Raw genomic sequence first — 13,355 nt, 5'->3', positions numbered from 1 at the left:
CATTCAATTCGATGAACGATTGGAGTGTTGGTATCGGCCGCAAAATAGCGGGTCAATGCGAGCAAGCCGCGAGAACCCCTTGAATAAGTCCAGATCAAAACGATTCTAAACTGCAGTTTGAAATCGTTCTAAGGCAGGATTGGATTCGTTCTAAAGAGACCGCGAAAAATGCCGCGAGATCACTATCGCGTTCGAATCGTCAGTCGCTGCTCGGTGGCTTCATCAGCGAGAACAATTCATCGACGGTTTTCTGCGCGACGGCGCGCACGCGATCGCTGTTGTCCATGCCGGCGATGTTGACGCCGCCAACCACGGCTTTGATCTCGTCGCGGAAGTCGGTGAGGAAGCGCAACGGATCACGCTGCTCGTTGGCGACGCGCGCGATCAGTCCCGTGATCAGAATCTGACACGCGATCAGCTTGCCGTTCAGTTCGTCCATGCCGCGCTCCCGTTGTAGCGCGCCGATATGGCCGATGCCGGATTTCCTGACAACCGAAACGGCCTCCGCACGATTTAGAACCGTTCTTGCGAACCGCCCCATCGCGGCTCCCGCGCGGCGCCGGCCTGTCCCGTGCACACCGCTTCCGGGCATTGCACAAGCTTTGCACGCCGGTCGTTCGTGGCGGGAAAATGCAGCACTGCACACCGTCGTGTCACGGAGCTGCCTAGACAGTGCAAAGCTTTCCAATTGTTTAGGATTCTCAACCGATAGTGCTGTTTACACTGGAACTTGGCGTGTATTATACAAGCCCGCTGGAACCCTATGATTGCCCCATAATTCGTAGCTCAGGGCATACGAGCCGACACGAGACGATATGAAAAAGTCCCGGCCGATCCTCTGGATTCTGATCATCGCGGCCGTGGCCTCCGCGGGTTACTATGGTTGGCGGAAATTCGGCTCGCCGGAGGCCGGGAAAACCCAGACCGCACAGAAGGGCCCGCCGCGCCCGTCCGCCGTGCCGGTGAGCGTTGCGCCGGTCCAGAAGATCGACTTTCCGGTCTACCTGACCGGTCTCGGCACGGTTCAGGGCTTCAACACGGTGCAGGTCCGCACCCGGGTGGATGGCCAGATCGACAAGATCGCCTTCACCGAAGGCCAGATCGCCAAGGAGGGCGAGCTTCTCGCCTCGATCGATCCCCGCCCCTATCAAGCCACGCTCGACCAGGCCAAGGCCAAGAAGGCGCAGGACGAGGCAAACCTGGCCAACGCCAATCTCGAACTCCAGCGCGCCATGAAGCTCGGCGAGTTCGCCACCGCGCAGCGGGTCGACACCCAGCGCTCGACGGTCGCCCAGCTCACCGCGCAGATCGCCGCCGACGATGCCGCCATCTCCAACGCGCAGACCCAGCTCGATTACACCCAGATCAAGGCGCCGATCACCGGCGTCGCCGGCTTGCGCCTGGTCGACGTCGGCAACATCGTCAACTCCTCGACGCAGACCGGCATCGTCACGATCTCGCAGGTCGAGCCGATCTCGGTGATCTTCACCGCGCCGGAGGATCAACTGCCCTACATCAGCGAAGGCCAGAAGGCCGGCGCGCTGAAGGTGATCGCGTTCACCACCGACGGCAAGAAGACGCTGGCCGAGGGCAAGCTCGCGGTCATCAACAACCAGGTCGACACCACGAGCGGGACTATCCGGCTCAAGGCGGTGTTCGACAACAAGGACCACGCGCTGTGGCCCGGTCAGTCGGTTTCGACGCGTCTTCTGGTCCGGACGTTGAGGGATGCCACCGTGGTTCCCGACGACGCTGTCCAGCATTCGACCAACGGCCTCTACGCCTACACTGTGAATCAGGACAACAAGGCCGAACTGCACAAGGTCAAGGTCAGCTATGCCATCGACGGTCGTTCGGTGGTTGAGGAAGGACTCAGCCCAGGGCAGCAAGTCATCACCGGCGGGCAGTTCAAGGTACAGCCCGGAAGCCTCGTCACCTCGGCGGTCGCAAGCTCGGATCCGGGTCAGAACAAGGTTCGACAGGAATGACAGGCGGCGGGATTTCGGCACCTTTCATCCGTTATCCCATCGGCACCTCGCTGCTGATGGCCGGCATTCTATTCGTCGGTCTCGTCGCCTACCCCCTGCTGCCAGTCGCGCCGCTGCCGCAGGTCGACTTCCCGACCATCCAGATCACCGCGAACCTGCCGGGCGGCAGCCCCGAGACCATGGCCTCCTCGGTGGCGCAGCCGCTGGAGCGCCAGTTCGCGCAGATTCCCGGCATCGCCCAGATGACGTCGACGAGTTATCTGGGAACGGCGTCGGTCACCATTCAGTTCGATCTCAATCGCAGCATCGACGGTGCCGCCAACGACGTGCAGGCCGCGATCAATGCGGCGTCGGGTCAATTGCCGAAGAATCTGCCCTCGCCTCCGACCTATCGCAAGGTGAACCCCGCGGATTCGCCGATCCTCATTCTGTCGGCCACCTCGGACATGCTGCCGCTGACCACCGTCAGCGACTCCGTCGATGCGCAGCTGGCGCAACAGATCAGCCAGATCTCCGGCGTCGCGCAGGTCATCATCGGCGGCCAGCAAAAGCCGGCCATCCGCATCCAGATCGATCCGGCCAAGCTCGTCGCCAAAGGGCTGTCGCTGGAGGACGTGCGCAGCCAGATCGCGATCACCACGGTCGACAGCCCGAAGGGCAACATCGACGGCGCGAAGCGCGCCTACACGATCTACGCCAACGATCAACTGACGCAATCCAAGGACTGGAACGACGTCATCATCGCGTACCGCAACGGCGGCCCGCTGCGTATCCGCGACATCGGTCAGGCCGTGACCGGGCCCGAGGACGCCAAGCAGGCCGCCTGGGCCAATGGCAAGCGCGGCGTGTTCCTCGTCGTATTCAAGCAGCCCGGCGCCAACGTCATCGAGACCGTCGACAAGATCAAGGCGGCCCTGCCTCGCCTGGTGGCGGCAATCCCGCCCTCGATCAAGATCGAGGTGATCAGCGACCGCACCCAGACCATCCGCGCCGCGGTCGAGGACGTCCAGTTCACGCTGCTGCTGACCATCTTCCTCGTGGTCATGGTCATCTTCATCTTCCTGCGCAGCTTCTGGGCGACCGTCATCCCCGCCATTACCGTGCCTCTGGCTCTTCTGGGCGCCTGCTCGCTGATGTGGGTGTTCGGCTATACGCTGGACAATCTCTCCCTGATGGCGCTGACGATCGCGGTCGGCTTCGTGGTCGACGACGCCATCGTCATGCTCGAAAACATCTCGCGCTACGTCGAAGAGGGCGAATCGCCGATGGCCGCCGCCTACAGGGGCGCGAAAGAGATCGGCTTCACCATCGTCTCGATCAGCATCTCGCTGGTCGCCGTGCTGATCCCGCTGCTCCTGATGGGCGGCATCATCGGGCGCCTGTTCCGGGAGTTCGCCGTCGTGCTGGCGATGACCATCTTCGTGTCGATGATCGTCTCGCTGACGCTCACCCCGATGATGGCGTCGCGCTTCCTGCGCGCTCATGGCGAGGTCAAGCACGGCCGCTTCTATCAGTGGAGCGAGAACGCCTTCGACGCGATGCTGCGCGGCTACGAACATGTTCTGGACATCGCGCTGAGCTGGCGGCGGACGACGCTCTTCATCTTCTTCGCGACCCTCGCCCTGTCGGTCTATCTCTTCGTCCTGATCCCCAAGGGCTTCTTCCCGCAGCAGGACAACGGCCTGATCACCGCGACGTCGGAAGCGTCGCAGGACATTTCCTTCGCGGCGATGAAGGAGCGGCAGGAAGCGGTTGCCAAAATCGTCCAGGCGGATCCGGGCGTTGCCACCATCGCCATGGCGATCGGCGGCAGCGGCAGGGCCGGCAACAACGGCAACCTGTTCATCACCTTGAAGCCGCGCAGCGAGCGTGATGCCACGGCCCAGCAGATCATCGCGCGCCTGCGTCCCCAGCTCGAGAAAGTGCCGGGCGTCCGCCTGTACATGCAGGCCGCGCAGGACGTCCGGCTCGGCGGCCGGCCGACGCGGACGCAATTCGAGTTCACGCTGCAGGATGCGAACCTCGCCGAGCTCAACGAATGGGCGCCCAAGATCCTTGCGAAGATGCAGACGCTGCCGGAATTGCGCGACGTCGCGACCGATCAGCAGACCCAGGGCACCACCGTCCAGCTCAAGATCAACCGCGATACTGCGTCCCGCTACGGCATCCAGCCCCAGCTGATCGACGATACGCTCTATGATGCATTCGGCCAGCGTCAGGTCACGCAGTATTTCACCCAGCTCAACACCTACAAGGTGATCCTGGAAATCCTGCCGGAAATGCAGGGCAGCCTGGAAAGCCTGAACAAGCTCTATCTGAAGTCGCCGTTGACGGGTGATCAGGTGCCGCTGTCGACGTTCGCGACCTGGACCACCGATCCGGTTCGCCCGCTCTCGATCAGCCATCAGGGTCAATTTCCAGCAACCACGATCAGCTTCAACCTGGCGCAGGGCATGGCGCTCGGCCAGGCTACCCAGGCGGTGCAGAAGGCGATGGCCGACCTCGGCGCGCCGCCCACGCTCAATTCAAGCTTCCAGGGTACCGCACAGGCGTTCCAGCAGTCACTCGGCACCGTGCCGCTGCTGATCCTCGCTGCACTGGTCGTGGTCTACCTGATCCTCGGCATCCTCTACGAGAGCTACATCCACCCGATCACGATTCTGTCGACCCTGCCCTCGGCCGGCGTCGGCGCATTGCTGATCCTGATGGCGGCCGGCTTCGACTTCAGCCTGATCGCGCTGATCGGCATCATCCTCTTGATCGGCATCGTGAAGAAGAACGGCATCATGATGGTGGACTTCGCCATCGCCGCGGAGCGCGACGAGCACAAGACGCCGGCGGAATCGATCCGCCAGGCCGCGGTGTTGCGCTTCCGTCCGATCATGATGACGACGATGGCCGCCCTGCTCGGCGGCGTGCCGCTAATGCTCGGCCACGGCACCGGCGCCGAGATCCGCCAGCCGCTCGGCTACGCCATGGTCGGCGGCCTGATCGTCAGCCAGGCGCTGACGCTGTTCACCACGCCGGTCGTCTATCTCTATCTCGACGAACTCAACAACTGGTTCTCGGGCTGGGGCCGCTCAGGTGACGGCGAAGGCGACGCGGCGGTCGAGCACGGCACCGTTAAGGAAGCTGCCGAGTAGCGGCTTGCACGGCGCTTCCGGCGACGCTACAGCGATGGCCAAGGTTCACGCCAACGCGGTTTCGCCATGCTCATGCAATCCAGACTTGCCGCCCTTGCCGCAGCCCTCCTGTTGTCGACGGGCGCCGCGTACGCCCAGCAGGGCGCCAAGAAGAACGCAGCTCCCGCCCCGGCGGCCCAGCCTGCGCCGGCTCCGACGCAAGCACAGGCTGACGGCGCTCCGGCGCAGCAGCCCGGCTGGGTCGTGCGCTGCACCAGCATCAGCCGCGACGCGCCGCTCGAATGCGCGATGGAGCAGAACGCGGTGTTGACCAAGACCGGCCAGACCATCGTCCTGATCAACATCCGCATCGCGCCCGACACCCGCACGCCGGTGGCGCTGCTGCAATTGCCGCTCGGCCTCAACCTTCCCATCGGCGCCAAGCTCCAGGTCGACGAAGGCAAGACGGTCGATCTCCAGATCCAGACCTGCGAGAACCGCGGCTGCTACGCCTCGACGCCGATCGCGGCGGACCTGCTGGGCGCTTTGAGGTCCGGCAAGCAGTTGAAGGTCTCCTTCCAGAACATGGCGAAGGAGACGATCGCGATCCCGATGCCGCTGAACGATTTTGCGGCCGCCTACGACAAGATCAAGTAAGGACCCGCTAGCAATCCGAAGTGCGATCCGGCGGCTGCCGCCGTTCCGGATCGCGTCTCGGCGTGCACTCACCCCGCCATCTCGCGTGCCCGCAGCAGCGTCGTGAAGCCGCCATAGATCATGCGCTTGCCGTCGAACGGCATGCCGTCCAATTTCAGCCGTGGGTCCGCCATCACCTTCTTGTTGACGGCGTCGCGAGTCTCGCGGTCGCGATAGACGATCCAGGAGAACACCACGACCTCATCCTCCTTCGCCATCACGGCCCGCGGAAACGAGGTCAGTTCGCCATAGGGAACGTCGTCGCCGATGCATTCGACGTAATCGAGCGCGCCGTGCTCCATCCAGATCGCGCAGGCCGGTTGCGCGAGCGCCTTAGTAGGCCTCGATCTTGTCCTTCGGCACGGCCAGCACGAAACCATCGACATAGGGCATCACGGATCTCCTTGGGTTGTGTGTCCCAAGGACGATGGAGCGCGCGGCGATCCGACCCCGGCGACGCCATTTCAGATGAGGCAAACCGCCACGCGCGGCGGCGGGATCGGATGCAGGTCTCGAGAAAAGTGCCAGAATTGGCTGGGGAACCTGGATTCGAACCAAGACAAACAGAGTCAGAGTCTGTTGTGCTACCGTTACACCATTCCCCAACGGAATAGCCGAACAAATTCAATTACTTATTGATCTGCCCGGCTGTGGCCGGAAGCGCGTTTGGCGCAAATCACGGCTCAGGCGTGGCAGCGTTCTACCCGCTCGGCTCTGGGCTGGCAAGCGCTGCGGTGGATGGTCAGCCGACTCCTCGCGCCTAGTCGATCTTGATGTTGGCGGCCTCGATCACCTTCTTCCAGCGCTCGGTCTCGGAAGCGATGTAGGCCTTGAACGGTTCGGAATCGACCGCGACCGCGACGGCGCCGAGCTCGGCCATCTTCTGCACCGTTTCCGGCTGCTGCATGTAGGCGCGGATCTCGGCCGAGAGCTTTTCGACGATCGGCTTCGGCGTCGCCGCGGGAACGAAGAAGCCGTGCCAGGCCACGGCCTCGAAGCCGGGCAGGAATTCGGCGACGGCGGGAACCTCGGGATCGAAGGCGGCGCGCTTGGGCGTTGCGGTCGCGAGCATCGCGAGCTGGCCGGTCTTCACCTGCGGCAGCAGCAGCGGCACGTTGTCGAAGGCGAGATCAATCTGGCCACTGAGAAGATCCGTCAGCATCTGGCTCGAGCCCTTGTAGGGCACGTGCACCATCCTGGTGCCGGTCATCTGCTGAAACAGCTCGCCGGCGAGATGCTGCGAGGTGCCGACGCCGGCCGAGCCGAACGAGACCTTGTCAGGATTCGCCTTCAGGTAGGCGATCAGCTCCGGCACGGTGCGCGCCTTGATCTTGTTCGGGTTGACGACGAGCACGTTGGGCACGACGCTGATCTGGGCGACCGCCACCAGATCCCTGTCCGGCTGGTAGCTGAGCTTCGGCCCGTAGAGCGTGGGGTTGATCGCGAGCGCGGACGTGCTGGCAAGCCCGAGCGTGATGCCATCGGGGGCAGATTTTGCCAGCCGCGTCACGCCGAGGATCGAGCCTGCGCCGCCGACATTCTCGACCACGAACGGCTTGCCGAGCTTCATTTGCAGATGATTGGACACCATGCGCGCGAAGATGTCGGCGGTGCCGCCAGCGGCGAAGGGTACGATCACCGTCACCTGCTTGGACGGATAGCCGTCCTGCGCCTTCGCCGGCGACGTCGCCAGCAGCATCGCTGAGGCAAGAACAAGCAAGATCGATTTCATCGAAGTTTCCTCTGTTGTCATTCTGTTATTGGTTGGCTGCCGCGCGCGGCAGCCACCGCTAGAACGCGACCTCGTACATGTTCAGGATCGCGTCCCGCCCGAGGTCGCGCGGATTGTTGTCGAGCAGACGCCGAATGGCGTGCGCCTCGTCGGCCATCACGCCGAGATCATTCTTGGGAACGCCGAGCGCGGACAGCCGCATCTCGATGCCGAGATTCTTGCAGAACTCATAGGTCGCCTCGAACGCAGGCTTTGCGTCGTCATGCGCCGGCAGGCCGAGTGCCGCCAGTACCGCCGCCGTCTTCGCTTCGACCGCCGGCATGTTGAAGGCCAGCGTGTGCGGGAAGATCACCGCGCAGGCGAGCCCGTGCGCCACATGATGGCGCGTGCCGAGCGGGTAGGCCACCGCGTGGCCGGCGGTCGTGTTCACCGGCCCGAGGCAATAGCCGCCATAGAGCGAGGCCAGCGCCAGACCGGCGCGCGCCTCGCGGTCGCCGCCGTCGGCCACCGCGCGCCCGAGATATTGCCCGACCAGCCGCGCGCCTTCGAGCGCATAGAGATCGATCACCGGATGCGCCTTGCGACTGGTATAGGCCTCGACGCAATGCGCCAGCGCGTCGACACCGGTGGCCGCGGTGACCTCCTTCGGCACGGTCATCGTCAGGTCCGGATCGACGATGGCAATATCAGCCAGCATGAAGCGGCTCTGCACCGCCTGCTTGTTCTGGCTGACGGGATCGGTGACGAGCGCGCGGGTGCCGGCCTCGCTGCCGGTGCCCGACGTGGTCGGGATCTGCATCAGCGCGACGCTGCGGCCGGCCACCTTCTCGGGACCGACGATGTCGGCAAACGCCACATCCGATGTACAGAGAACGGCAACCAGCTTGGCGAGATCCATCGCGCTGCCGCCGCCGAAGCCGATCACGAGATCGGGTTTGACCTCGCGCGCCATCGCCACGGCCTTTTCGAGATTGGGCAGGTCGGGTTCCGGCTTGACCTCACCGAACAGCTTCACTGCGCCCGGCAGCGCCAGCGTGTCGACGCGGCGTGCATTGAACGGGTCGGAGATCACCAGCGGCCGCTTGGCGCCGATGCGCTCGGCGAAGCGCACCGCTGCGGTGATCGTGCCGCAGCCGAACTCGAGGACGGTGGGGCGAAGGATTTCGATGGGCGTGAAGGCGTTGGTCATCGTGCGCTCGATCTCGTCATCTGGATGCAGAGGCGCCGGCGGCCAGCCGCTCGGCATAGTCGATGGCCTCGATCAGGCTGTGCTCGTTGGCGATGCCCTTGCCGGCGATGTCGAAAGCGGTGCCGTGATCGACGGAGGTGCGGATGATCGGCAGGCCCAGCGTGATGTTGACGCCGGAAAGCTCCTGCCAGCGGCCCGTCGCGGGATCGATCTGGAAGCCGAGCAGCTTTACGGGGATGTGCCCCTGGTCGTGATACATCGCGACCGCGGCATCGTACTGGCCGGCGCGCAGCTTGACGAAGATGGTATCGCCCGGCACGGGGCCGACGACATCGAGGCCGTCGGCGACCGCCTTGGCGATCGTAGGAGCCGACACGTCGATATCCTGCCGGCCGAACAGGCCGCCCTCGCCAGCATGCGGATTCAGCGCGGCGACGGCGATCTTCGGCTTGGCGATGCTCAGCCGCAGCAAGGCATCGTTGGTGAGGTCGATCACCATGCGCAAGCGCTCCGGCGTCAGACGCTTCGGCACATCCTCCAGCGCCACATGGGTCGAGACGTGGCTGACGCGCATGTTGCCATGGGCGAGCAGCATCACCGAGCCGCGCACACCGGTCAGATGCGCCAGCATCTCCGTATGGCCGGGGAAATGATAGCCGGCCTTGTTGAGCGCTTCCTTGTTGAGCGGTGCCGTGACGATCGCGGACGTCCGTCCGGCCTGCGTCAGACGCACGCCCTGCTCGATCGCCTTGTAGGCGAAACGGCCGCCGTCGGCGCTGAGCACGCCGGGCTTGATCGGATCGCCTTCAGCGTCGGCTTGCAGGTAACAGAGATTGGGCCATTCGCGATCGTCGGCTGCCACCTGCGGGATCGCAACGCCCGCGCCGAGCGACGCCTTCGCGCCGTCGAGTGCCGCGCCGCTGCCGATGATCAGCAGACGCAGATCGCCCGTCGCGATCCGGTCCTTCAGCGCGACGCAGGCCTTGACGATGATCTCCGGCCCTATCCCGGCCGGATCGCCCATGGTGATGGCAAGATGGCGAGAGGTCATGTCGGACCTTCCATGTTGAGCAAATGATTGGTCCGGAGCAGATCGCGCCAGAGCTCGCTGGTGCCGAATGCGCCGGATTTCGAAACGACATCGACGCCGGCCCAGCGGCCGCCCCGCAGGATCGAGCGCGGCAATCCCGGCACGATACGTCCTGTCACCTGCAGCGCCTGCGCGCCGAGAGCGACGCATGCGGCCTTCAAGGTCTCTCCACCGGCAACGATCAGCGTGCCCGGCGGTTCAAGTGCCGCAATCAGGGCCGTCATTTCACGCGCGATCCGCCGCGCCGCCTCGGCGCGGGTCAGGCCATTGGGAAGAGAGAATTCGACCAGCGCCACGCGGTCGGCGGCCAGCTTGCGCCGGACCCGCGCTGCGCCCTCACCTTCAGTGAGCGCGACGGTGGCGCCCCCACATGCCGCAAGCTGCGCTGCGGTAGTCGCTTGGTCTGAGCCGAACAGCCCCAGCACCGGCAGCTTCAGATGGTCCGGCGAATCGGCGCGATGGCTGCGGGCGAGCGCCCCGGCCAACCCGCCGCTGCCGCACCACAGTACGGGCCCGGGCATGCGCCGTCCGATTTCGACGACACGATCGAGGTCAATATCGCTCTCGGCATCAAAGACCTGAACGCCGCCTTGCGACAGCGTATCGGCCGCGCCCTGCCGCGCTTCGATGCCCTCGCGTTGCATTTGGGTCAGGAGATTGTCGCCGACACGATGCCAATCGCCTTGCACCGTACGCGCAAATTGCTGGCCACCCACGGTGCGGCGCCCCTGATAGTCGAAGGCCGGCGCGACCACGCACGAGGTCCAATGGCGGCTACGCAGGCAGGCGCCAAGCTCGGCCGCCCACGCGCCACGAAGCAGGCTGTCGACCTTCTTGTAGGCGATCGTTCCGCTCTGAAGCAGCGGCGCAAGCCGTCCGACGATCTCGATGCTCTCGGCCTTCGACCGCTCGCGGCTGCCGCTGTCGATCGCGAGACTCCCGGAATCCAGCGGTGCTGACGCTTCCGGCCAGGTGACGTTGAACGGTCCGCACAGGCCGACGAACTCCGCAGCGGTGTCAAGCGCACCGGTGAGATCGTCGGCAAGCAGGCGGACGCTCGTCATCGTCATGCCGCTCCCGCGCCAAAAATCTTGCCGGGATTCATCAGGCCGTCGGGATCAAGCAGTTGCTTGATGCCGCGCATCAGCTCGATATCGAGCGAATCGGCAACGCGGGCAAGCCGGCCACGATTGGTGATCCCGATGCCATGTTCGGCACTGATCGCCCCACCCTGTGCCGCGGTCTCGTCGTCGACGATCTCGTTGATCTGCGCCACCAGCGCGGCCGTGGTGCCGGGATCCTGGCAGTATGCGCGGTCGACCAGGGCGATCACGTGGATGTTGCCGTCGCCGATATGGCCGTGCATGACGACGCGCGCATGCGGCACGGCGGCCTTGATCCTCGCATCGACCTTGGTGACGAAGGCCGCCTGACGCTCCAGCGGCACCACGCTGTCGTGCGAGACGACATAGCCGCTGCGCTTGTTGCCCTCGGACACGCTGTGCCTGACCGCCCAGATCGCCTTCGCCTGCGCAAGGTTGGACGCGAGAATGACGTCATCGGCAAGCCCTGCATCCATCGCCTCCGCCAGCGCCGCAGCAAGCAGCTCGTCGAGGTCGACGCCCGCGAGCGTGTCGGTCAGCTCGACGATCAGATACCACGGCGTCGTCAGCTCGAACGGGATCGTGACATCAGGCACGGTCTGCGCGATCGCCTCAATCTGCGACCGCGACATGATCTCGAGGCTGCCAAGCCGGTCGCCGACTGCACCGCGCAGGCGTTGCATGATCTCGAGCGCCTGCTCGACGCCCTGCAATTTCAAGAGCGCCAGAGCCGAGCTGCGCGGCGGCGCGAACAGTTTCAGCACTGCCGCGGTGACGATGCCGAGCGTGCCCTCCGCACCGATAAAGAGCTGCTTGAGCGCATATCCGGTATTGTCCTTGCGCAACGCGCGCAGGCCATCGAAGACACGCCCGTCGGGCAGCACGACCTCCAGCCCGAGCACAAGATCGCGCGTCGGCCCGTAGCGCAGCACGGCCGTGCCCCCTGCATTGGTCGAGATGTTGCCGCCGATCTGGCAGGAGCCCTCGGCACCCAGGCTCAAGGGGAAGTGACGATCGACGGCCCGGGCCGCATTCTGCACCTCGGCGAGAATACAGCCAGCCTCCACGGTAATCGTGTTGGCGAGCGGGCTGACGTCGCGCACGGTTCGCATGCGATCGAGCCGGATCACGACATTGCCCGCACGATCGTCCGGAGTCGCGGCCCCGCACATCCCGGTGTTGCCGCCTTGCGGCACGATCGTAAGTCCTTTCCCGGCGCAGTATTTGACGACGGAAGCAACCTCGGCGGTCGAGCCGGGCTTCACCACCGCGACGGCACGGCCGTGATACCGCCCGCGCCAGTCCACCACATAGGGCTCCTGGTCGGGCCCGGATGCGATGACGTGCTTGTCGCCAACGATCGCAGCGAGCCCGCTCAACGCATCATGGAAAGGGTCGAACATCGGATCGCCTCGTCGCCCGTGCCAAGCCTAGACGGCAACGGCAGCGAATGCAGCCGCATCCGCGAGCAGCTCCTTCGCCTCGGCAGGCGGCAAGGACTCCAGCGGCGGCCGCAGGCGCTGCCAACCGGCGTGGCCGGTGCGATCGGCCACCAGCGCCTTCAGCGAGGCCATCTGCGGGAAGCGCGAGACCAGTTCGCGCGCTTTGACGATGCGCGCCTGCGCCGCCTTGAGCGCCGAGTCGTCGTCGCTATCGCCAAAATGCCCGTAGACATGGGCAAGGTCGCGCGCGACGAGATTGGAGGTCGCGGTGATGCAGCCCGCGCCGCCCTTGCGCAGCAGCGGCAGCAGCAGCGGATCGGCGCCGACCAGGACCGCAAAGCCCGGGAAGCGTTCGACCATCGCGGTCATGTTGACGAAGTCGCCGGAGGAGTCCTTGATGCCGGTGAAGGTGGACGGATAAGCCGCGCGCAGCCGCTCGATCAGCGCATGCGAGATCGGCTGCGCCGACATCTGCGGGATGTGATAGAGCACGACTTTGAGCCTGGCATCGCCGATGCGCTGCACGACTTCGCTGTAGGAGGCGAAGATGCCGTCGTCGGTAACGCCCTTGTAGTAGAACGGCGGCAGCATGACGACGGTCTCGACGCCGACCGAGAGCGCGTGGCGCGTCAGCGCAATGGTCTCGCTGAGCGCGGCGACGCCGGTGCCGGGCAGCAGCCGCTGCGGCGCGATGCCGGCGGCGACCACCGCCTCGAGCAGTGCGGTGCGCTCGGTGGCCGAAAAGGAGTTCGCCTCACCGGTCGTGCCGAGCAGCGCGATGCCGTCGCAGCCTTCGTCCAGCAGATAGCGGCAATGCGCGACGAAGCGAGCATGATCGGGGGCGAGCTCAGCGTCGAGCGGCGTCAGCGCGGCGGAGAAGACGCCATGAGGGTGCAGCGATGATGTCGACAAACTTCCTCCGATCGTCAAATCGATGTTGTTCGGAATGCGAACATTTGTTATTGGCTTGGCCTGTCGTAAAATCAGCTCGCC

10 protein-coding genes, 1 tRNA gene and 1 pseudogene are annotated in these 13,355 nt (G+C 64.9%); 3 read left to right on the top strand and 9 right to left on the bottom strand.

Annotated elements, in window-relative coordinates; translation table 11 throughout:
• Positions 1-199 precede the first annotated feature (199 nt).
• Complete coding sequence (locus tag JQ572_RS13160) at positions 200-439, bottom strand: hypothetical protein (protein ID WP_063983861.1); 240 nt, start codon at positions 437-439, stop codon at positions 200-202.
• Between the two features lie 376 nt (positions 440-815).
• Here JQ572_RS13160 and JQ572_RS13155 point away from each other — a divergent pair, with 376 nt between their 5' ends.
• The 3 genes from JQ572_RS13155 to JQ572_RS13145 all read left to right on the top strand — a co-directional run bounded on the left by JQ572_RS13155 (position 816) and on the right by JQ572_RS13145 (position 5,767).
• Positions 816-1,988, top strand: coding sequence for an efflux RND transporter periplasmic adaptor subunit (locus JQ572_RS13155; RefSeq protein WP_211383418.1), 1,173 nt, complete (start codon positions 816-818; stop codon positions 1,986-1,988).
• Entirely contained in the window at positions 1,985-5,131 is a 3,147-nt protein-coding gene (locus JQ572_RS13150; protein WP_211383417.1) for a multidrug efflux RND transporter permease subunit, read from the top strand. Before JQ572_RS13155 ends, JQ572_RS13150 begins: the two co-directional genes overlap by 4 nt.
• 66 nt (positions 5,132-5,197) lie before the next feature.
• Positions 5,198-5,767 carry an invasion associated locus B family protein gene (locus tag JQ572_RS13145; RefSeq protein ID WP_211383416.1) on the top strand — a complete coding sequence of 190 codons (570 nt, stop codon included), beginning with the start codon at positions 5,198-5,200 and terminating at the stop codon, positions 5,765-5,767.
• 68 nt (positions 5,768-5,835) lie between these two features.
• On the opposite strand, the pseudogene JQ572_RS13140 reads toward JQ572_RS13145, so the two are convergent.
• From JQ572_RS13140 to JQ572_RS13105, 8 genes and pseudogenes are all read right to left on the bottom strand, one after another.
• Positions 5,836-6,199 (bottom strand): annotated as a pseudogene (locus JQ572_RS13140) (DUF1428 domain-containing protein).
• A 138-nt stretch (positions 6,200-6,337) separates the two neighbouring features.
• A tRNA-Gln gene (locus JQ572_RS13135) sits at positions 6,338-6,411 on the bottom strand.
• A 155-nt stretch (positions 6,412-6,566) separates the two neighbouring features.
• Positions 6,567-7,538 carry a Bug family tripartite tricarboxylate transporter substrate binding protein gene (locus JQ572_RS13130; RefSeq protein WP_249128970.1) on the bottom strand — a complete coding sequence of 324 codons (972 nt, stop codon included), beginning with the start codon at positions 7,536-7,538 and terminating at the stop codon, positions 6,567-6,569.
• Positions 7,539-7,596: 58 nt separating this feature from the next.
• The gene (locus tag JQ572_RS13125; RefSeq protein ID WP_249128969.1) at positions 7,597-8,727 is read right to left on the bottom strand and encodes an iron-containing alcohol dehydrogenase; all 1,131 of its coding nucleotides are present in this window, start codon (positions 8,725-8,727) and stop codon (positions 7,597-7,599) included.
• A gap of 16 nt (positions 8,728-8,743) precedes the next feature.
• Positions 8,744-9,778 carry a 4-hydroxythreonine-4-phosphate dehydrogenase PdxA gene (gene pdxA / locus JQ572_RS13120; RefSeq protein ID WP_211383413.1) on the bottom strand — a complete coding sequence of 345 codons (1,035 nt, stop codon included), beginning with the start codon at positions 9,776-9,778 and terminating at the stop codon, positions 8,744-8,746.
• Positions 9,775-10,881, bottom strand: coding sequence for a four-carbon acid sugar kinase family protein (locus JQ572_RS13115; protein WP_211383412.1), 1,107 nt, complete (start codon positions 10,879-10,881; stop codon positions 9,775-9,777). Before JQ572_RS13115 ends, pdxA begins: the two co-directional genes overlap by 4 nt.
• Positions 10,882-10,883: 2 nt before the next feature.
• A complete protein-coding gene (locus JQ572_RS13110) occupies positions 10,884-12,323 on the bottom strand; it encodes an FAD-binding oxidoreductase (RefSeq protein WP_211383411.1) in 1,440 nt (479 codons plus the stop codon).
• A gap of 27 nt (positions 12,324-12,350) precedes the next feature.
• Complete coding sequence (locus JQ572_RS13105; protein WP_211383410.1) at positions 12,351-13,274, bottom strand: dihydrodipicolinate synthase family protein; 924 nt, start codon at positions 13,272-13,274, stop codon at positions 12,351-12,353.
• Positions 13,275-13,355: the final 81 nt, after the last annotated feature.

Origin of the sequence: Bradyrhizobium sp. SZCCT0153 (assembly GCF_018129995.1) — a bacterium.
Lineage (GTDB): Bacteria > Pseudomonadota > Alphaproteobacteria > Rhizobiales > Xanthobacteraceae > Bradyrhizobium > Bradyrhizobium japonicum_G.
Note: the sequence above shows the minus strand (reverse complement) of the source record. Positions and strands in the feature narration are given on the sequence as shown.